Annotated in this window: 13 protein-coding genes and 3 pseudogenes; 8 read left to right on the top strand and 8 right to left on the bottom strand. The window is 68.5% G+C overall.

Annotation, left to right across the window (positions count from 1 at the left end):
* Positions 1-82: 82 nt before the first annotated feature.
* The 3 genes from QF035_RS30525 to QF035_RS30515 are packed head-to-tail and all read right to left on the bottom strand — an operon-like array spanning position 83 to position 4,282.
* Positions 83-1,471, bottom strand: a complete 1,389-nt coding sequence (locus tag QF035_RS30525; protein WP_307523709.1) for an acyltransferase family protein — start codon at positions 1,469-1,471, stop codon at positions 83-85.
* Positions 1,471-3,792, bottom strand: a complete 2,322-nt coding sequence (locus tag QF035_RS30520; protein ID WP_307523708.1) for a bifunctional polysaccharide deacetylase/glycosyltransferase family 2 protein — start codon at positions 3,790-3,792, stop codon at positions 1,471-1,473. The genes QF035_RS30525 and QF035_RS30520 overlap by 1 nt, the downstream gene beginning before the upstream one ends.
* Before the next feature lie 19 nt (positions 3,793-3,811).
* Positions 3,812-4,282 (bottom strand): hypothetical protein, encoded by a 471-nt coding sequence (locus tag QF035_RS30515; RefSeq protein ID WP_307523707.1) that lies wholly within the window; start codon positions 4,280-4,282, stop codon positions 3,812-3,814.
* 176 nt (positions 4,283-4,458) lie between these two features.
* Between QF035_RS30515 and QF035_RS30510 the strand changes: the two genes are divergently transcribed.
* The gene (locus tag QF035_RS30510) at positions 4,459-5,514 is read left to right on the top strand and encodes a chitinase (RefSeq protein WP_307523706.1); all 1,056 of its coding nucleotides are present in this window, start codon (positions 4,459-4,461) and stop codon (positions 5,512-5,514) included.
* A gap of 179 nt (positions 5,515-5,693) precedes the next feature.
* Here QF035_RS30510 and QF035_RS30505 read toward each other — a convergent pair whose 3' ends face one another.
* From QF035_RS30505 to QF035_RS30490, 4 genes are all read right to left on the bottom strand, one after another.
* On the bottom strand, positions 5,694-6,143 hold the full coding sequence (locus QF035_RS30505; RefSeq protein WP_307523705.1) for an imidazolonepropionase-like domain-containing protein: 450 nt from the start codon (positions 6,141-6,143) through the stop codon (positions 5,694-5,696).
* Positions 6,144-6,183: 40 nt separating this feature from the next.
* Positions 6,184-7,383 carry a cyclic dehypoxanthinyl futalosine synthase gene (gene mqnC, locus QF035_RS30500; RefSeq protein ID WP_307523704.1) on the bottom strand — a complete coding sequence of 400 codons (1,200 nt, stop codon included), beginning with the start codon at positions 7,381-7,383 and terminating at the stop codon, positions 6,184-6,186.
* Positions 7,384-7,454: 71 nt separating this feature from the next.
* Positions 7,455-8,129 carry a prepilin peptidase gene (locus QF035_RS30495; RefSeq protein WP_307531544.1) on the bottom strand — a complete coding sequence of 225 codons (675 nt, stop codon included), beginning with the start codon at positions 8,127-8,129 and terminating at the stop codon, positions 7,455-7,457.
* A gap of 63 nt (positions 8,130-8,192) precedes the next feature.
* Positions 8,193-11,189, bottom strand: a complete 2,997-nt coding sequence (locus QF035_RS30490; RefSeq protein WP_307523703.1) for a BTAD domain-containing putative transcriptional regulator — start codon at positions 11,187-11,189, stop codon at positions 8,193-8,195.
* 320 nt (positions 11,190-11,509) lie between these two features.
* Here QF035_RS30490 and QF035_RS30485 point away from each other — a divergent pair, with 320 nt between their 5' ends.
* The 6 genes and pseudogenes from QF035_RS30485 (at position 11,510) to QF035_RS30465 (ending at position 15,478) form a co-directional block, all read left to right on the top strand.
* Positions 11,510-12,160, top strand: coding sequence for a hypothetical protein (locus QF035_RS30485; protein ID WP_307523702.1), 651 nt, complete (start codon positions 11,510-11,512; stop codon positions 12,158-12,160).
* The gene (locus QF035_RS30480; RefSeq protein ID WP_307523701.1) at positions 12,157-13,209 is read left to right on the top strand and encodes a hypothetical protein; all 1,053 of its coding nucleotides are present in this window, start codon (positions 12,157-12,159) and stop codon (positions 13,207-13,209) included. Before QF035_RS30485 ends, QF035_RS30480 begins: the two co-directional genes overlap by 4 nt.
* Positions 13,210-13,301: 92 nt before the next feature.
* On the top strand, positions 13,302-14,318 hold the full coding sequence (locus tag QF035_RS30475; protein WP_307523700.1) for a hypothetical protein: 1,017 nt from the start codon (positions 13,302-13,304) through the stop codon (positions 14,316-14,318).
* Positions 14,319-14,364: 46 nt separating this feature from the next.
* A pseudogene (locus tag QF035_RS30470) lies at positions 14,365-14,544 on the top strand (DUF397 domain-containing protein); the annotation flags it as partial.
* A 424-nt stretch (positions 14,545-14,968) separates the two neighbouring features.
* A pseudogene (locus QF035_RS56295) lies at positions 14,969-15,022 on the top strand (hypothetical protein); the annotation flags it as partial.
* Positions 15,023-15,103: 81 nt separating this feature from the next.
* On the top strand, positions 15,104-15,478 hold the full coding sequence (locus QF035_RS30465; protein WP_444968457.1) for a helix-turn-helix domain-containing protein: 375 nt from the start codon (positions 15,104-15,106) through the stop codon (positions 15,476-15,478).
* Positions 15,479-15,870: 392 nt separating this feature from the next.
* Here the strand turns inward: QF035_RS30465 and QF035_RS30460 are convergent, their stop codons facing one another.
* Positions 15,871-19,215 carry an RHS repeat-associated core domain-containing protein gene (locus tag QF035_RS30460; RefSeq protein ID WP_373466750.1) on the bottom strand — a complete coding sequence of 1,115 codons (3,345 nt, stop codon included), beginning with the start codon at positions 19,213-19,215 and terminating at the stop codon, positions 15,871-15,873.
* Between the two features lie 582 nt (positions 19,216-19,797).
* On the opposite strand from QF035_RS30460, the pseudogene QF035_RS30455 reads away from it, so the two are divergent.
* Positions 19,798-20,318: pseudogene (locus QF035_RS30455) on the top strand (hypothetical protein).
* The last annotated feature ends 3 nt before the right edge of the window (positions 20,319-20,321 follow it).

Here is a 20,321-nt window from a genome sequence, read left to right as displayed (position 1 = left end):
CCGGGTGACTCTCCAGCACCCGGACCGTACGCCGGTCGGAACGCCGCCGCGAGGACGGCTCTCACAGGTGCCCTCGGATCCCTCAGGGCAGGAGCCTCGGCTTCTTCTTCGCCGCCACGTCCTCCACCCAGCCGCAGAGCAGGATGAACACGGCGATGAGGATCCAGCCGATGCCGAACATGAACCACTGGCTCTCCAGCGGCAGATACGTCTCGAACGCCGGTACGTTCCAGAACTGGTCGATCAGCGGGACGGCCAGGATCAGTGCGATCTCGTGCCAGAGGTAGAGGGTCACGGCACGGGCGTTGAAGATCGTCACGATCCGGTCGAGCCGCTTGAAGCGGGCCAGCCCGGCGAAGTCGATCCGGAAGTGCGCCTTCGCGTACATCAGGAGCGTCACGAACCCCGCCGACCAGAAGGCCTGCGCGAGCGGGATGTCGTCGAGGTCGTACGAATCCGTCTCGGCCTGGTGCGTGAAGGCGTACCAGCCGGCGTAGCCGATCGCGGCGAGCGAGAGGACGACGACGGCGAACGGCTTCAGCCGCTGCAGGACACCGTCGCGGTGCGCGAAGCCGAGGATCCAGCAGAAGAGGAAGGTGGCCAGGTCGGTCAGCGCGCTGCCGAAGCGGTCGTCCGGCGGCTCCCACAGGAAGTGGACGACCAGGATCGGGGCGAGGGAGAGGACGAGCACCGCGACCGGGGCCAGCCGGAACATCCTCAGCAGCAGGGGCGACAGCAGCACGAACCAGAGGTACGTCCGCAGGTACCAGAGGATCTCCCAGGCCTGCTCGCCCCACGCGTTGCCCGGCGGGTCGCCGAGCGGAACGATCCAGTAGACGATCTGCCAGCCCGGCATCCAGTCGTGGATCAGCATCGCGACCACGACGAAGAAGCCCCAGAACCAGAACGGCGGCAGGAGCCGGCGGATCCGGCTCCGGATCACCTTGAGGGCCGGCCGCTCCAGCGACTTCGCCATCAGCGTGCCGGCCAGCGCGAACATGATCCCCATGGACGGGAAGACCATGCCCGCCCAGGCCCAGCCGAAGGTGTGGTACGTGACGACGCGGACCAGGGCGACCGCGCGCAGGGTGTCGAAGTAGCGGTCGCGGCCGGCGGGTTTCGGCCGCGCGTCCGGGGCCGGTTCGGCCTCCGGTCCCCCGTCGCGGGGCTTGGCGTCGGCCTCCGTGGCAGCCGCGAACTCCCCTTCCACCGGCGGCGGTTCCACCAGCGGCAGCCGTGCCGTGTCGCCCGTCGCCTGCTCCGGCACGACGTACGCCGAGTAGTCCGCGGGCGCGTACTCCGGTGCGTACCCCTGCTGGTCATGGCCGTCGTACTGCTGGGGGTACGGGGGGCCACCGTACTGCGGCTGCCCGTACGGCTGTTGCTGCTGGCCGGCCCCGTAGCCATGGCCGTAGCCGTAGCCTTCTGGTTGCTCCTGTGGGTAGCCCGGCTGATCCGTCCCCCAGCTCATCAGCTGACCCCCGCCGGCGTGCCGACCTCGCCCGTGCGCTTCAGCTTCTGCCAGCGCAGGCGGCCGCCGGTGAGGGCGGTGATGCAGGAGTGGATGAGGACGAGGTACATCATCTGGCGGTACGCGAGCTGCTGCAGCGGCATCATCAGCAGGTAGCGGTACTTTTCGCGGTCCAGGCGGAACGCGTAGGCCGCGCAGACGAGTTGGATGCCCAGGACAGCCAGCCAGGCGAGCAGGGCGGCCTTGAAGTCGATGAAGATCATCGAGTAGGCGGTGAACACGTCGATCAGCGGGGCGAAGACCGGCGTGATGATCTGGAAGATCACCACCAGTGGCATGCCGACCCGGCCGAAGCGGCCCGAAGGACCCTTGTCCGTAAGGGACTTGCGGTGCTTCCACAGCGCCTGCATCGTGCCGTACGACCAGCGGTAGCGCTGCGACCAGAGCTGCTTGAGCGAGGCGGGCGCCTCCGTCCAGGCCCTGGCGTGCTCCTGGTAGACGACCCGCCAGCCGCCGCGGTGCATCGCGATGGTGATGTCGGTGTCCTCGGCGAGCGTGTCCTCGCTCATGCCGCCGACCTCCAGGACGGCGTCCCGGCGGAACGCGCCGATCGCGCCCGGGATGGTGGGCATGCAGCGCAGCAGGTCGTACATGCGGCGGTCGAGATTGAAGCCCATCACGTACTCGATGTGCTGCCAGGCGCCGATGATCGTGTTGCGGTTGCCGACCTTGGCGTTGCCCGCGACCGCGCCGACCTCCGGCTCCGCGAAGGGCTGGACGAGCTGGTGCACGGCGTCCGGCTCGAAGACCGTGTCGCCGTCCATCATCACGACGATGTCGTAACTGGCGCTGCGGACACCGTTGTTGAGGGCGGCCGGCTTGCCCGCGTTCTCCTGGCGGATGACCCGGACGTTCGTCATGCCGAAGGAACGTGCCGCATCGCGCGCGATCTGGGACGTGTCGTCCGTCGAGCCGTCGTCCACCACGATGATCTCGATCGGATGGGTGCTCTTCGCCAGCGACTCCAGGGTGTTGGCTATGCACTCCTTCTCGTTGTACGCGGGCACGATCACGCTGACGGGCTGTGTGACGGTCGGCCCCCAGCTGAACCGGCGTTTGTTGCGCTGCCGGTAGTGCCTGCGGGCGAGGATCAGCATCATCCCGAAGCGGCCCATGACGGCGACGCCGACGACGGCGAGCCCGGTCGCGAGCCCCGGTACGGTCCACTCGGCGACAGCGACGGCCGCGACGAGGGCCTTGCCTTCGTAGAGGGTGGTGCCGGTGGCGGTCCGGTGGGCGGCCTGGAGGCTGTTGATTCCCCCGGCCTGGCCCGCTTGCCCTGCCTGGCCCGACTGACCGGGCTGCTGGCCCTGTTGGTCCTGTTGGTCCTGCTGACCGCCGGGGGCCTGGCCGCTCTGAGCGTTCTCGGCGTTCTGACCGTTCCCCTGCCGGATCGCGCCGCTGATGGTGGTGAAGGTGTAGCCCTTCGCCTTCATCTTCTTGATGTACGTCCCGAGCGCCTCGACCGTCTGCGAACGCTCGCCGCCCGCGTCGTGGAAGAGGACCGAGGCGCCCTTGTTCTTCGACGGCGTGGCCCACTTGATGATCTTCGAGACGCCCGGGCGCTTCCAGTCGTCGCTGTCGGTGTCGACGAAGACGCTGGTGTAGCCCTCCTCGCCGAGCTTCTTGTAGACGGGCCAGCTGTAGTTGTCGATGGCGTCCGCCTCGGAGGAGTACGGGGCCCGGAACAGTGTGGTCGTGATGCCCGCCGCACCCGCGAGCGCGAGCTGCGTCTGGTCCATCTCGCGGGCGATCCGGTCGTCGCTCTGGTACGAGAGGTCGACGTGCGTGAAGGTGTGGATGCCGATCTCGTTGCCCTGGTCCACCAGGTCCTTCACGATGCTCGGATAGCGCGACACCATCGAGCCGACCACGAAGAACGTGCCCGGGACGTCGTTCGCCTCAAGGATCTTGAGGATCTGCGGAGTCCAGGTGGGGTTGGGGCCGTCGTCGAAGGTGAGCGCGATGGTCTTCTCGGGGACGGACTGGCTCTGTGCCTCGCCGCCCCGGAAGGAGAGGATCGGCCCGCCGTCGAGGATCTTGTCGGGGACCTTGCTCGAACTGGCGTTGCTGCGTACGCGCTCGTCGCCGCCGACCTCGGCGCGCAGATAGCCGTCGAGCAGCATCACGCTGGTGAGTGCGAGAAGGAGCAGCAGGGCGAGGATGACACGCGGTTTCTGCAGCGCCGCGGCCTTGCCCGCGGCCCGTGTCATCCGGGACGGGGCTCGCCTGCGGCCGCGCGAGGGCGTCGTAGTAGCCATGAGTGTGAGTGCGTTCCGGTCAGTTGGCGCCCGCGGCCGCCGAGGCGGACGCGGACGGAGCGGAGACGGAGGCGGGATCCGCGGATGCAGACGGGGCGGCGGTGGGCACGGCTCCGGCCGGCGGGGCGCCGGTGGCGACGCCCGTGGGCGGGACGCCGGTGGGCTGCGCGGGCGGACTGCCGGTGCCGCCCTGCGGCTGGACACCGCCGCCGGGCCGGGAGTTCTGGTTGCCCGGACCGCCGCCCCCGAAGGGCAGCAGCGAGGACGGGGAGAGTGAGGGGCCCCAGCCCATGAACGCCATGCCGAGCACGACCGCGTACCCGATGCAGACGGCACCCAGGAGGAGACCGATCCGGCGCAGCAGCCTGGCTCTGCGCCCGGAGTTGTCAACGAACACGGGGCCGTCTTCGGATCCGTTGGACCCGTTGCCGCGTTTGCGGCGGCGGCCGCGCCCAGCGGCGCGGGATTCGATGGCAGGCTCGGAATGCATTCCCCGGATATTAGGCAGCCTTTATGTGTCCGAAACTCTGATTTCCTTGTGAGTGCGCCATGAGAAATGCCTGATCCTGTCGTTTCCCTGAGAGAGTTCGGCTCGACTTCGTGCACCACGGTCGCCTGTGAGACGTTTTCGGTCCACGACGTGAACCAGAGAGCGGTGCATACGCAATGCGGAGTTTCCTCAAGCCGACTGCCGGGTTCGTCTGTCTGACGGCCCTGACCTGCGCCGGGTGCTCCTCGGAACCGGACTCGGAGTCGTCGTCAGCGTCGTCGTCGCAGCCATCGGCGGCGGGGGCGGCCTCGGAGTCGCCATCGGCCTCTGCCTCGGCCTCGGCGGAGTCGTCCGCCACCACGTACGCCCCGTACGTCAGCGCCACCACCGCCTCCGACAACGACTCGGCCGGCTCCCCGGCCACGTACAACCTCGCCTTCGTCATCGCGGGCGGCAGCAGCTGCACGCCGAAGTGGAACGGCACGACGGCCATCGGTGACTCGGCGGTCAAGTCCCGTATATCGGCGCTCACGGAGTCCGGCGGCGCCGTGCGCGTCTCCTTCGGCGGCGCCTCCGGCAAGGAGCTCGCCTCGACCTGCGACAGCGCCTCCGAACTGGCCGAGGCCTACGGCGCCGCGCTCGACGCCGCCGGGGCGACGGAGGCCGACTTCGACATCGAGGGCGAGCAGTTGACCGACTCCGACTCGGTCGCGCTGCGCTCCGAGGCGATCGCCCTGCTCCAGAAGGAGCGCTCCGACCTCGCGGTCACCTTCACGCTGCCCGTGATGCCGTCCGGGCTCGACGACGACAGCCTGGCGCTGCTGGAGTCCGCCAACGACAACGGCGTCCAGGTCTCCACGGTCAACATCATGACCATGAACTACGGCAGTTCGTACGACGAGGACATGGGCGACTACGCGGAGACGTCGGCCGAGGCCGCCCACGATCAACTTCAGGACGTCTTCGGACTGTCGGACGACCGGGCCTGGAAGGGGCTCGCCCTCACCACGATGATCGGCGTCAACGACGTGGACAACGAGACGTTCTCCCTGTCCGACGCGGCGCAGGTTCGCTCGTTCGCGGAGGAGAAGGGGATCTCGTGGGTGTCGATGTGGTCGACGTTCCGGGACCAGCAGTGTGAAGGTGACGATGCGGCTTCGGATGACGCGGCGACTAATTGCAGTGGGGTTGACCAGGAGGCCGGGGATTTCGCCGAAGCGTTCACCGGGTGATCGGGTCACATTTCGACTGCGGGTGAGTGGGGGTTGATCGCGCAGTTCCCCGCGCCCCTAAAAGCAAAAGGCAGGGGCGCCTGGTGCACCGCGGTTTTTCAGGCACGCCTGCTTATTAGGGGCGCGGGGAACTGCGCGACCAGCCACAACGAACCCGCACCCTCAAGACAACAGAAAGCTCAACGGCGCCTGTGCACAAGGCGCCCCGCGCAAACAGTCGCCACGCACGCCCCGTCCTCGTCGAAGACCGCGAGGTCGGCCCGTCCCCCGGCCGCGATCCCCGCAGGGCGGACCCGGGACAGCACGACCACGTCATTACGCCCGGCCGCCGCCCTCAGCGCGGCCGTATCGACGTACTGCTCCAGAACCGCCACCGCACCCGACTTCAGCACCGCGTGCACCCGTTCGCGTGGCGTCGGAGCATCCGGAAGCGGGCCCTCAAGAACGAGGCCCGGCCCGAGTACGCCGGGCCACCGCCGCACACGCGCACCCGGGAAACGCTCCTGAAGCCCGGCCAGCGACCCCGTCGCGGCAACCCGGTCGCCCTCCACGGCGACGGCCCCGTCCTTGACCGGATCGGGGTCGTCCCAGGCGTACCGCAACTTGTCGGCGACGTGAATCGTCAGCACAGCAACGCCAGTTGGAACACTGATCGCACTGGTCGGGGCACTAGTTGGAGGCGAGGAGCTTGAGCTCCGGGTGGGCCGTGCCGCCCTCGATCGCCGTCGAGGAGATGTGGGACTGGACCCGCTCGTCGACCGGGTCGTTCGCCGGGTCGTCGTGGACGACGAGGTGCTCGTACGTCGTGGCCCGCTGGGCCGGGACGCGGCCGGCCTTGCGGATCAGGTCGATGATCTCCATGCGGTTGGAGCGGTGCTTGGCACCGGCCGAGGAGACGACGTTCTCCTCCAGCATGATCGAACCGAGGTCGTCCGCGCCGTAGTGAAGCGACAACTGGCCGACCTCCTTGCCCGTCGTCAGCCAGGAGCCCTGGATGTGGGCGATGTTGTCCATGAAGAGCCGCGCGATGGCGATCATCCGCAGGTACTCGAAGAGCGTGGCCTGCGTACGGCCCTTCAGGTGGTTGTTCTCGGGCTGGTACGTGTACGGGATGAAGGCCCGGAAGCCACCCGTCCGGTCCTGTACGTCACGGATCATCCGCAGGTGCTCGATGCGCTCGGCGTTGGTCTCGCCGGTTCCCATGAGCATCGTGGACGTGGACTCGACGCCCAGGTTGTGCGCAGCCTCCATGATCTCCAGCCAGCGCTCGCCGCTCTCCTTGAGCGGGGCGATGGCCTTGCGGGGCCGCGCGGGCAGCAGTTCGGCCCCGGCGCCGGCGAAGGAGTCGAGCCCGGCGGCGTGAATGCGCTGGATCGCCTCCTCGGCGGAGACCTTGGAGATACGGGCCATGTGCTCGACCTCGCTCGCCCCCAGGCTGTGGATGACGAGCTGCGGATAGGCGGCCTTGATCGCGGCGAAGTGCTTCTCGTAGTACTCGACGCCGAAGTCCGGGTGGTGCCCGCCCTGGAACATGATCTGCGTGCCGCCGAGCTCGACGGTCTCCGCGCAGCGGCGCAGGATGTCGTCCAGATCCCGCGTCCAGCCCTTGGCGGTGTCCTTGGGCGGCGCGTAGAAGGCGCAGAACTTGCACGCCGTGACGCACACGTTCGTGTAGTTGATGTTGCGCTCGATGATGTACGTCGCGATGTGCTCCGTACCGGCGTACCGACGGCGGCGTACGGCGTCGGCGGCGGAGCCGAGCGCGTGCAGCGGGGCGTCGCGGTAGAGGTCGAGCGCCTCTTCCGGGGTGATCCGCCCACCCTCGGCGGCACGGTCGAGGACGGACTGGAGGTCGGCCTTCTCGGTCACCGGAGCGGTCCCTTTCATAGGGGTGTGGACAGACTGATCCAGCGTACGCCAGGCCAGGTGATCACCCGACGTCAGGCCGCGTACGCCCCGATGAGCAGGCCCACGAAGGCGCCCGCGATCAGGAAGGGCCCGAACGGCATGGAGGTCTTGCGCCCGGCCCTGCGGACGACGACGAGGCCCAGCCCGTACAGCCCGCCGAACAGGAACCCGGCGAAGGTGCCGAGCAGCAGGGCTCCCCAGCCGTACCAGCCGAGGACGGCGCCCAGACCGAGCGCCAGCTTCACGTCACCGAAGCCCATGCCGTTGGGATTGATGAGGAAGAGCACGAAATAGCCGCCGCCGAGGGCGAGGGCTCCGTACAGCGCGGTCAGCCAGTCCCCGGCGTTCTCGGGCGCGGCCGCCGCCCCCACCAGCAGGACCAGTGCCGCTCCCGCGAGCGACAGCGTCAGCACGTCCGGCAGCCGCTGCACGGTGAAGTCCACGACGGCAAGCAGTACGCCCAGGGGCGCGACCAACAGCCAGACACCCATCTCGGGCCGGGTACCGGTCGCTGCCGCAAGCGCCGCGCAGACGAGCGCGGTCGCCAGGGCGACGAGGGGGGTGCTGGGCCCGTACGCCCGCCCTCCACACTCCCGACATCGCGCCAGCCCGACCCAGCCGCCGATGAGATGCCCTTCTGGACACCGCGTCTGCCAGTGCTCATCGGGGGCGACGGAGAAGCGATAGGCAGGGCGAGGGATGAACATGCCGATGGCACCGCCCCAGAGGGCGGCACCAAGAATCAGCAGGAGATCCACGGCGGGCCCCACTCATCCGACGGCAGCAACACCACTCCGCCAAGCAGGAAGCAGTTCGTCCAGCAGGGCCTCGGTCCGGGGCGGCAGGCCGCGTGCCCCGGAGCGCGAGACCAGATCCGCGGCGAGGCTCTTCAGCCGGTCGCTGTCACCCGTCGCATGCGTGGCCCGCAGCAACTCGTTCCACAACCGCTCATCGCCCGGCGCGGAGCCGAGCGCCGCGTTCAACGCCTCGATCGCCTTCTCCGCCCGGTCCTTCTCCAGGTGGAACGCGGACAGGGCGAGCCCGATGTCCGCGACGAGCAGGGGCAGTTGCGCGTCGATGATCTCGTGGGTCAGCCACCCGTACCGCCCCGCGGTCCGCTCGGCCAGCAACGGCCCCCGCACCAGCACCAGCGCGTCGGTCAGCAGACGCCCGCGCACGGCACGGCTGTTGACGCCCCGCCCCTGCGTGGCCTCGTGGTACAGCGACCGCAGCACATCCAGGTCGGACACGACGGACTTGGCGAGCTTGAGCCGCCCGGTCGAGTCGATGCCGAGGCGCGGCGTACCGTCCGGGTCGTTGCCGAGCCAGGCTCGCAGCCGCTCGACGAGCGCGTCCCGGACGTCGTCCGTGACACCGCGCGGCCAGAGCGCGGAGGACAGCACCCGCGGGTGCACACCCTCGCGGTGCAGAAGCAGCAGCGCCAACGCCTCGTGCAGCAGCGGGCTGCGCTCACCGTCCGGCGTTTCGAGGCCGATGATCTCGTACGGGCCGACGAGTCGCGCGTACACCGCGGGACGCCCCTGCTCGCTGATGTCGACGAGGAACGGCGGGGTGGTGGTGGGGCGGTCGTCGTCGCGCTCGGGGTCGGCGTCGGTGAACAGCTCGACGACGGCCCGCTGCTGGGACACCGGCAGGAGCTGCGCGTCGAGTTCGAGGCCGAGGAGCGGGGCGAGGAGCTTGCCCTCGCTGGTGATCTCCATCTCCCAGGCGGCACCGGGCAGATCGCCCGACTGCGTGCCGACGAGGTACCCGATGCCCAACCGGCTTGCGTCGGCGGCCAGTTCGGCGAGCGTGACGGCGTCCTCGGCGGACGGCTCGGCGGCCAGCAGCACGAGATGCGGGGCCCAACGGGTGTGCTGGGCAGGGCCCGTACGGCCGGTCAGGACCGAGTCGTGGCCCGCGGCACCCAGCGCACCGCGCCGCTGCCGTGTCTCCGCCTCCATGGTCTCCACGAGCGCCTCGATGTCGTCGAGGTGGCGGAGCCGGTTGGGCGCGAGGGGCGTCAGGTCCTCGCCGAAGCCGACGAGGGTGATCGTCATGCGGTCGGACCAGCCGTTCGTCGCCAACTCGGCGGCCACGGAGGCGAACACGCCCGCCCGGTCCTGCTCGCGGCCGCTCAGCGAGACGATGCCGGGCACGGCCTCCAGGTTGAGGAGGAGCCGCGAGTCGTCCATCGTGCCGAGGCTGACGAGGCCGGGGTAGGGAGCGGCCGTGTCGACGTCCTCGTACCGCTCGGCGTCCGCCCGCGCGAGCATCCAGAACGTCTGGTCCTGCCCGAGCTGCCAGGGCGCCGGCGGCTTCCCGGCGGGCTGGGCGAGCTGGAGGTGCAGGTCGCCGTTGCCGCTCATCCAGGCCGCGTAGACGGTCGGCAGCGGCCGGGACTCGCCAGCGAGCGAGGCGGCGAGCCCGCGCAGGGAGAGGTCGAGAAGGCGTACGCCCTCGGGGTCGGCCCCCACCAGCAGCGCGTCCTGCGCGTCGGCGGCGGCGCCGGTGGGCGTCGGCGGTTCCATGCCGCGCCGCCCGCCGACGGCACCGAGGGCGGACTGCCACAGCGCCTGACGCCGGCGCCGGCCGAGGGCGCCGAGGAGTCCGGCGGCGAGGAGGGGCGCGCCGAGCAGTGCCTGCGGCAGCCCGAACCCGCCGTCCTCCCCGGCGGCGGGGGCGGTGTGCTCCTGCCCCTGCTGTCCTTGCTGCCCGTCCTGACCCTGCTGGTGCCCCTGGTCGGGGGCGGGCCGCTGCTCGGGAAGGCTGATGTGTGCGGTGTCGCGGTCGAGGGACCCGGAGCCGCCGCCCTGCTGACCGCCGGCACCCTCGGCACCGCCGGTCCTGGCGTAGTCGGAGATCTGCTGCTGAACTTCCTCCGAGACCTTCGGGGCCTCGTCGGGCATCTCCACCAGCTCGCCGCCGCGGGCGTCGCCGGGCATCTCCATGATCCAGCCGGGCCGGATGAGGCTGGCCTCGGAGAGCTTCGAACCGTCGGGCTGCGTACGGTCCTTGTTGAGCTGGTAGATCTCCTTGTACCGCCGACCGTCACCGAGGTGGCGCTCGGCGACCTCCCAGAGGGAGTCGTGGTGACGGCCCTCGGGCGGCTGGATCCGGTAGAACTTCGTGTCGTCGTCGGAGGCGTGGGCGCCGGTCCCGCTCTCGGCGTGCGCGGCGGCGGAGGCAGCCTGCTCGGCCAGGGCGGCGGCCGTCGAGGCCGCCTGCTCCTGCTGCTGGCCAAGGAGGCCGCCCGGCGTCTGCTGCGCGGCCGCGGTGGCCGGCCGCTGGTTCCCCTCCAACTGCTGCCCGAGCTGCGACAGCCCCGGCGTGAAGCTCGCCGCGGTCGCGCCGACGAGCAGCAGGGCCGCGACGAGCTGCCGCGCGAGCAGCTGGCTCGGCCCGGCGCCGGGCACTCGGTTCGGCAGCCCGACGCCCGACAGGGCGGCCTTCACCTCGACGAGCACGCACGCGGTGAACTGGGCCCAGGCGAACCACACGACGACGGTCAGCGTGTTGATGAACGTATCGACGCTGATCTCTTTCTGGAGCCAGTCCAGACTCGGCGAACCGCTAGGCAGCGGCCATCCGATCTGCGAGGCCAGCGCCCCGGGCACCCCGATCAGCAGCACGAGCAGGGCGACGAAGGCGAGGAATGCCTTCAGAAAGTCCCCAAACGTACGACGGCGCCGAGGCAAGGGCTGCGGCGTCCGATTCCTCGGACCCGGCGAGCTTCCCGTCGAGTTGGAAGTGGTACGTCGCGCCATGGCGGGTGTCCTGGTGTCGTGTGTGGAGGGAGGGCGAGCGGGGGTGTGCAGAGCCTACTGAGATCTTATTGAGGGTGTCGAAGGGCGGGGAGAGGAGGAGTCCTTGAGCCTGACCGATTCCTCACCGCCCGCCCCCTATGCCCGCGATTTCCGTTCAGGCGTCCGCCGTTCCACGCCTGGTCTCCAAGCACTTCGCAACTGTCACGTCACAGATCTCACGATCCCCACACGATCCCCCACCACCGCCCCGAGGCCCTCTACGTGCCCCTGATAGCTTCGTTCTCTGTTGCACACATGCCTTATACAGGGGGAGTACACCCGTGGCCCGCCGCACCGTTACCACCGCTGCCGCGCTCGCCGCCACCGCGGCGCTTCTGCTGACCGCTTGTGGCGGGGGCGACGATTCGTCGTCGGACGACATCAAGGGGGCGGACAAGGGGTCGGGCAGTCCGTCGGCCTCCGCGTCCTCGTCCTCGTCGGCCGATGAAGACCGCCCGAAGATCACGCTCCCGAAGAACTTCCAGTTGACCTTCGAGGACTGGACGAGCAGCGACGCGGAGACCCAGGCACTCCTCACCGACGCCAAGGAACAGCTCCGCGCGGGATACGCGGCGATCATCGCGAACGAGCCCGACGGCGGTGAGGCCCTCGCCTTCTACGACACCAAGCCCGGCCTGTCCCAGGACCGGCAGTGGATCAAGACTTATACGGGCAAGAACCTCACGGTGTTCGGCAAGCTGCCCGCATTCGACCCCAAGGTCTCCTTCGCCGACAACAAGAAGGCGGCGTCTCTCTCTTATTGCACCGATGAGAGCAAGGCGTACTCGAAGAACCGCAAGACCGGCGAGGTCGCGGGAAATCCGGCTGGCACGGATCCCCGCATTTCCTACAACGTCAGCCTCGCCATGAACGCGCAGGGCGTCTGGCAGAACCTGTCGACCCGCTCGGAGAGGGGTGCTTGCTCGCGATGACGTCTCTTCGCGGATGGTCGTCTCTGGCAGCTGCGTCGCTCACTTCGGTGCTTCTCGCATCCACGTCAGCACACGCCGTCGGGGACGGCGGAGTCAACGGGGCGGCCGACAAGGACCGGAACATCTCCGCCGCGGCCAACCAGTCGCGGATCGAGATCACCCAGGTGAGCGGCCCCACCGGCGGAAAGCGCGGCGCGCTCTCGTCGACGGACGTGAACTGGAAGCCACCGCCCTGCTGGTACGAGCCCGTCTTCACTCCCGCCCAGCTCAAGACCTTCTCGGAGACCGACGGCAGCGGTGACGTCAGCCTCCGCCAGGGCTGGATCGGATCCCGCCTGTGGACGGAGCACTTCAAGGACGAGAAGGACGCCCACAACTACTTCAGCGCGCCGGCGACCGCGAAGGGCTACAAGGACTACAACCTCGGCAAGGACGGCTACTTCTGGCGCGGAGTCGCGCCGGACGTCAACGACGTCGACGACACGTCGAAGTGCGGTCAGCTCATGTTCTGGCAAAACGCCGGCGAGATCCCCGACGTACCGGACGCCCCCACTCCGAAGACCCTCGCCGACTACGCGTACGACAAGGTCAAGGTCCCGGACACCGAGATCGAGTTGAAGCCGGAAGCCGAGTCCACGGTGAACCTCCCTACTTGGGTATGGCTCGACAAGGGCACATTCCAGGAGGTCAAGGTCCGCGCAGAGTTGCCCGGCACCAACCTCTGGGCGGAGACCACCGCGAAGCCGGTGAGTCTTCATCTCGAACCCGGTACGGCGGACGCGGAGACCTACCCCGCCTCCGGTGAGTGTGAGATCAACGACGACGGCTCAATCGGCACCCCGTACAAGAAGGGCGACGCCGAGCAGACGCCTCCCTGCGGCATCACGTACCTGCGTGCCACCAGCGGAGAGCCGTACGCGCTCAAGGCCTCCGTCACCTGGCAGATCTCCTGGGAGGGCACCGGCAGTGCGGGCGGTGACCTGCCCGACGGCACCTTCGAGACCACCCAGGACATGAACGTCCAGGAAATTCAGTCGATCAACCGCTGACCCGCGGCCACCACTTCGTGGCAGTCGTTCCCTTCGCGGCAGTCGTTCCCCCTTCTCCGAGACCCCACAACAGAAGAAGAGACGCGCACACCATGGCATCCCCTCACCCGGCACGCGCCGCACGCACGACCGGCATCGCTCTGCTGATGCTCGGTCTGACTTCCACCGTTGCTCTCACCGGGTGCGGCGGCACCACGGACGACGACGGGAAGGCCGACCCGAAAGCGTCGGCCTCCGCCGCCCCCAAGGGCGCCGTGACCCGCGAGCAGGCGGCGAAGATCGTCGACAACTACGCGGCTGTCAACGGCAAGGCGAACAGGACACAGAACGCCAAGCTGCTGGCGACGGTCGAAGGAGGCCAGCTCCACGAGCAGAGCAAGGCGGACTACAAGACCTTCAGCACCTGGACGAAGGCGGACCGGAGCGACTACGAGAAGCCCTTCTCCTACCAGGACCGTACGTACTACATCCCCGCCGGTGAGGACTGGTTCGCCGTCAAGGCCACCGCCAGCGGATCGAAGACCCCCGCCCTCCTGGTCTTCGACAAGGACGGCGGCGCCTGGAAGCTGATGTCGGCGGTCTACGCCGAGGCACCGATCCCGAAGATCGACACCGGCAACCACGGCCTCGCCACCGCCGTGGCCCCCTCCACCCGTGTCGGAACCCTGGCCCCGAACGACGTGGGCGCGGCGTTCGAGGACCTGTACGAGACCGGCGGGAAGAAGGCCGGCGCCGGCATCTCCCACACCACGGACCCGGCCAAGGACGCCCTCAAGCTCTACAAGAAGCGCGCCACATTCGATCTGGCCAAGTGGGCGACCAAGAAGTACTTCGCCAAGGACCCGGCGTACGGGACGACGTACGCGCTGCGGCTGGCCGACGGCGGTGTGCTCGCGGTCGTCCCGACCGCCCACACCCAGGAAACACTGCTCAAGCAGCAGTTCATGGGCAGCTTCGAGATCAACCCGAACAAGGAGGAGTCCGTCTACAACCCGGCCAAGCGCGCCATCGTCACCGACACCTTCCAGGGCATGACGCTCGCCACCCTGCCGAAGTCGGGCAAGCCTTCGGTGATCGCGTACGAGTACCGGATGACGGACTCGAAGTAACCGAGGATCCCGGCGGCGGTCGGCCCGGACCGCCGCCGACTGGCAGAAGTCGTCCTTCTCCGGCGGCGGGGAGGGCAACGACTGCGTAGCGATAGCGAGCCTGCACACCCACGTAGCGATACGCGACTCGAAAACCCCCACCCACGGCACCCTCTCCTTCCTCTCCGGCGCCTTCAGCACATTCATCAAGGCCCTGAAGACGGACACATCACACACAGTCGCCTGACCACCCGACCCTCACCACTCACCCCGTGCACGACATTCGTACCCTCGTTCTGACGGCCACCGAGAAGACGGACTCGTACGCCCCGGACAAGAACCCCGGCAGGAACGTGCCCGGGCCGGACGAGGCCGAGGTACGCCGGGCCACCCGCAACACCCAGCACGCCTGGAGAAGCAGGCGTCCGCCCAACGGGACGTCGACGCCGCACAGCACGCGCTGGGCGCGGCCACGAGAGGCTCGCCAACCAGGCGAAGGGCCTGCGGGAAGAGGCCTCCCGGCGCACGGTCAAGAAGCTCGAGGAAGTTGAACTGGCGGTGTCCGGTGGGGAGTGACGTTCCTTGATCCCTGTTGTAGGCCGGGATCATGAGGTACGCGCAGGGGGCTGACGCCCGGGGAGCAGGAGAAGCGGGAACTGCTGCGGCGGGAGGTGGCTCAGCGGTTCGCGCGCGGGGATCGTATCGAGGACATCGCGCGGGAGCTGCGGGTCACCGCGCGCTCGGTGCGACGCCGGCGCCACGCGTGGCGCACGGGCGAGCCGAATGCTTTGCGGTCCCGCGGTCCGATGGCCGTGGAGAGACTGAGCGGTGCGCAATGGGAGCGGCTGGAGCGGGAGTTGAGGCGCGGCCCGCTCGCGTACGGCTGGAAGGACGATAGCCGGGACTGGACCCTGAAACGGATCAAGTTGCTGATCGGCCGGCTGTTCCACGTGGGGTACACGATCCAGGGCGTGTGGAAGCTGATGCGCCGCCACGGCTGGACTGCGCAGGTTCCCGTCCGCCGGGCCCTGGAGCGGGACACGGGAGCCATCGCGGTGTGGAAGGCGGAGGTGTGGTCGCTGGTAGAGCCCATCGCACCCGTCTCTTCTACACCCTGCACATCTGCCACGGCCGCCGGGGCGAGAAGAAGACGTTCGCCTGGCAGGACTACCGCGACCTGATCGACGACTGCCTCACTGGAACCGGATTGATCATCGAACCGCCATGATCGAAGCACCGGACACCGCCGGTTCAACCTGAGCAGTAGTAGTACGCCTTGCCACTGCGGGTCATGGAGTTCAGCGCGCCCGCAGGCTCACGGAAAATGCGATGGCGAGCCAAGCGGCACATTCCAATGCCCTTAGCCCACCATCACTTCTTGATTACTGTTTACGGAGACCCCTTGCGGAACCGAATGAAATCTCGCCGCTTCGGGAGCGTATGCGGATGGCTACTCGTTCAACGCCTCCGGCCCATGAATACAACCGTGAGCCCTCCGATTACTGCACCCACGATGAGTGCGACAATCCAGATTGGATCCATTTTCCCCTACTTCTTATCGTGAGGCACCGGCTCAGCCGAATATTTCTGACCAGGTGTAGTCAACGGCCCCAGTGATCAGGCCACCTGCCCCGCCAGTGGCGGCCCCCATGCCACAGCCGGCCAGGGCCGTGGGGCCTCCCCAAATCGTTGCGAGAGCCCCCGCGGCGCAGCCCCCGCCCGCACCAGCAACTCCCGTGCCGACGGTCTTACTCGTGAACTTGGCCCAGTCCCACAACCCCGTCGGGTCGATTCTGTTGACGGGGTCACCGTCGGCGTAGAGGTAGGGGTTCTTCTCCAGGCCGGAGGGGTCGGTCTGGGTGAAGCGGCCGATGTTGGTGTCGTAGTACCGGGCACCGAGGTGGTACAGGCCGGTGGGGTCCTGGTGGCCGCCGGCGAACCGGTAGGGCTGGCTCACGCCGGCCTTCTCCGTGGTTGCCGCTCGGATGACGCCGCGGGGGCTGTAGGAGTACGAGTTCACCTTCGTACCCGTCTCGTCGGCGAGTGCGACGACGGAGCCGAGGGCGTCGGTGAGGTAGTAGTACGCCTGGCCACTGCGGGTCATGGAGTTCAGCGTGCCCGCAGGCTCACGAACAAATCCTGTGTCGACACCGGCCGTTGACTCCGCCGCCAGGCCGGTGGGGCCGGGGTGGAAGTAGGTGTCGCCCAGGCGGTGGCGTTCGCTGGAGTCGGTGGAGCCGTACTCGCCGGCGTAGGTCTTGCCGCCGACGGTGAGTGAGGTGAGCTGGGAGAAGTCCGACCACTTCTCAGCGGTGCGGGTTTCCTCAGGGGTGGAGGCGCCTGCCGTCTCGTTGCCGGCCTTGTCGTAGGACCAGTTCGCGGTCGAGCCGTTCTTCGACGTGAGCTGCTGGGCGTCGTTGTAGGTGTAGGTGGTGCCGCGGGGGCAGCCGGGGTCGATGCCCTGGGAGGTGAGGTTCCCGGCCAGGTCGTAGCAGTACTGCCAGGAGGAGTTCAGCGTGGTGCCCTTCTCCTCCTTGGCGTAGTGGAAACGGCCCGCGGTGTCGTAGGTGTACGTCGTCTTCATGCCGGAGGCCGCGTCGGTCGAGGTGCGGATCTTCGACCCGTCCTTGTCGGCGCCGTACTTGTAGGTGTAAGCAAGGCTGACCAGGGTGCCCTTGGACGACGTGGCCTTGATCGTCTTGGGGCGGCCCGACTCGTCCGGCTCCACCGCCTGGACAGTGCCGCCGGGGTAGGTCGTCTTCTTGCGGAAGTCGTTCTTGTCGTACTCGTAGGCGGTGGTGCGGCCGGCCTGGTCCTTGAGGGACTTGAGGTTGTTCGCCGCATCCCACGTGTAGTCGATCGTGCCGGTGGGGTCGGTGAACGTGTCGACGTTCCCGGCCGGCGTGTAGGCCAGGACGGTCTGGGAGCCGTCGGCAAGGGTGCGCACCGTCTCGCGGGAGAGCGGGTCGAAGTCGTACTTCACCGTGCCGATGTCATCGGTGCGCTGCTTGAGGTTGCCGTCGCCGTCGTAGGTGTAGGTGACGGTGGTGTTGGTCGTGGAGACCGTCTTGACGCGATCACGGTCGTCGTAGACGTACACCGACTTGATGCCGCGGCCGTCGACGGCGGTTTCGGTGCGGCCCAGGGCGTCGTAGGTGTAGGCGGTGGGGGTGGTGTTCAGCGGTGCGGGCGGGGTGACCTTCCTGAGGTTGCCCTGGGTGTCGTACTCGAAGGCGGTACTCACCGACTTCGACGCGGTGAGCTTCGTCGTGGCCTTGCAGCGCTGGCCCTCGAAGCCGCCGCAGGTCGGGGTGGCCTTGTTGTACTCGAAGGTGTCCGTGCGGCCCGCACTCCCGCTCGTGGCGATCGACAGGATGTTGCCGGCCGTGTCGTAGTCGTTGGTGGTCTTGTCCCCGTCCGGAGTGGTGAGGGTGCCGGGCAGGTCGGTGCCCGCCACGGTCTGGTACGAGGTGACAGCGCTCGCCCCGGTGGGCAGCGTGGCGGAGAGGTTGTTGTTCCGTGCGTCCCACTCGTACTTGGTGACCTGGCCGACGCCGCCGGGACCGCCGACACCCGACGCGTCGGTCGCGCTTTCGATGTTGTTGTTCGCGTCGTAGCTGCGCGGGCGGGAGTGGGTGAGGGCGTCGGTGACGTTGTCCATCCGGCCGTTGGCGTCGTGGACGTACTTCGTGGGGTTGGTCTCGGGGTCGGTGACCGTGGTGGTGCCGGCCGCCTTGGGGTCGGTGGCGCTGTAGGCGTAGGTGTACGTCGGCCCCGTCGGCGCCCCGTTGAGCTGAGTGGCGCGCAGCATGGAGATGACGCGGTTGGCGGCGTCGTAGGTGAAGACGGTGACGCGGCCTTCGGGGGTGGTGATCTTGGTGAGGCGGCGGGAGGAGTCGTAGCCGAAGACGGTGGCTTTGCCCTCGGTGTCCGTTGTCTTCGCCAGATCGCCGGCCGGGTTGAGGTCGAAGACGGCGGTACGGCCGGTGTGGTCCTTGGCCTGCCACTGCGAGGCGTTGGTCCTGAGCAGGTCGACCCAGCGGCCCGAGCGGGTCTCGGTGATCTTGAAGCCCTTGTGCTCGGTGCCCTCGTCGTGCTGGTCGACGGTGATGACGCCCTCGTTCTTGTCCGTGACCTTCGTCAGGGTGCCCGAGGCGTTGTAGGTGTCCTTCACCCCCGACTTCCGGTCGGTGAGGGTGAAGGTGCCGTTCGTGCCGGCCTTGAGGTCCTTCGAGTAGCCGGTCGGCGTCTTGTACGTGCCGTCGGGGTTCTTCGTGAACGTGAGCGAGTTGCCGGTCGCGTCGTAGATGACGACATCGGTGGCGCTGATCTGCGCGTAGCGCTCGTAGGTCTGCCACCAGCGCTGGGAGACCTTGCCCCAGGGGGCGTCCAGGGAGTTGTAGGTGCGGGCCAGCCCGAGTTTCTGGCCCGCGCCGGCGACGTCGAAGTCCGTGCCGGCGAGTCTGAGGTTGCCGTTGGAGTAGTCGACGGTCGCGACCAGGGAGTCGGTGATGCGGAAGTCGGTGGTCTCGTGCCAGGGCACGTCGCCCTGGCCCTCGGGCACGTAGGCGGCCAGCGCCGCCTCGTCCGCGACGGCGGCCGTGCCGGCCGAACGCTCGGCGGCGGATGTGGTGGTGGCGCGCTGCTCCTGGGCCTCGCGCCACTCGGCGCGCTCCGAGGTCAGCGGTGCCTCGGGGACCGGGGCCGTCGGCCTGGTCTCGCCGACCTTCACCTCCGGCATCTTCGCCGGGGTGCCGCCCTTGCCCCAGGCGGAGACGGGCTTGGGATCCGCCGGCTCGGTGACCGGATCGGCGAGGGCCGGAGCAGCGGCCGCGGCCAGCGACAGTGCGGCCACGGCCGCCACCAGAGCGTGTCTGGGCCCGAACTGCGCATGGCCGCGTAGACGTGAATGCGACATTTCCCCCCCAGGGAAAGTGAACACCAGCGGCCCCGTTGGGCACTGGATCCACGCAGCATCCACCATGCAAGATTCGAACGCATGTCCGTTCCCCCAAAGTCAATTTCCATGTCCGGCACCCGACGACCAGTACCAGCCTTTGCCGACACCCGGACACGCCGGTCGGCGGGCACGCGAGGCCCGTGACTCGGAACATCTCCTGCAGACCGCCAGGGCACGGACACCTCAAGCCGCGCCTGCGATCAATGCCGATCCGTACGGCATAGCGGAATGACATATGCAGAGACACAGAGACGCGCCTCGACAACGAACATCAGCCACGCTCTGTCTGACGCAGCATCGAATGCAGCACGCGGGTGCGGCGGTGGCGAAGCGATGAGTTCACCTGTGGACGGAGAATCTCCGGTGGGAGGTGGGAGGGCGCAGCCGAGCTTGGACGATTGGTCCGGGGTCCCTGTCGCCCGGTCGAAGCAGGACCGGCAGAGCTCCGCTGTCACCCCGGTTGGCATTTCGCTGTCGGTACCGGAAACCTGGTGGGAGTTCAACATCCGCCCCGAGGGACGGGACGCGACCATCCGCAGGCTGGCGGATGAGCGGGGACGTGAGGCTCCCGAACTTGCTCCTTACCGCACCGACATGACGAACCTGCTCCGCAGAATGGCCAAGGACGCCCACGACTCCGGTGCGCTCTGCACGGGCTGCATGACTGAGAACGTCGAGGGTGTGCCCCTGTCTGCGACGGCACGGTGTCCGTCCTGGGGGCGAGGAGCATGCAGGGATCGGCCCTCTCCACCGACCCGCGCGCCATCGCCGACAGTCTTCGAACGATCACGCCCCGCCGCGAGAACGACGCCTGGCGGAGGGTAACGACCGTCGAGATACCCGAAGTCGGCCCTGCCGCCCGCGCGTACGGCGTCGAGGACGTGCACGTGGCCAAGGGCGACACCCGCACCCTGCGCATGATCCTGACCCAGACGTACATCCCGGTCCCCGGAACCGCCGACCATGTCGTGCTCGTCTCCTGTGCCAGCCCGGTCCTCGACCTGGCCGAGGCATTCCACGACATCTTCGACGCGGTGACGGGTACCTTCCGTTTCGTGTAGACA

This window comes from Streptomyces umbrinus (assembly GCF_030817415.1).
GTDB lineage: Bacteria > Actinomycetota > Actinomycetes > Streptomycetales > Streptomycetaceae > Streptomyces > Streptomyces umbrinus_A.
The sequence above is the reverse complement of the archived record's forward strand: the minus strand, read 5'-3'. Positions and strand labels throughout refer to the sequence as shown.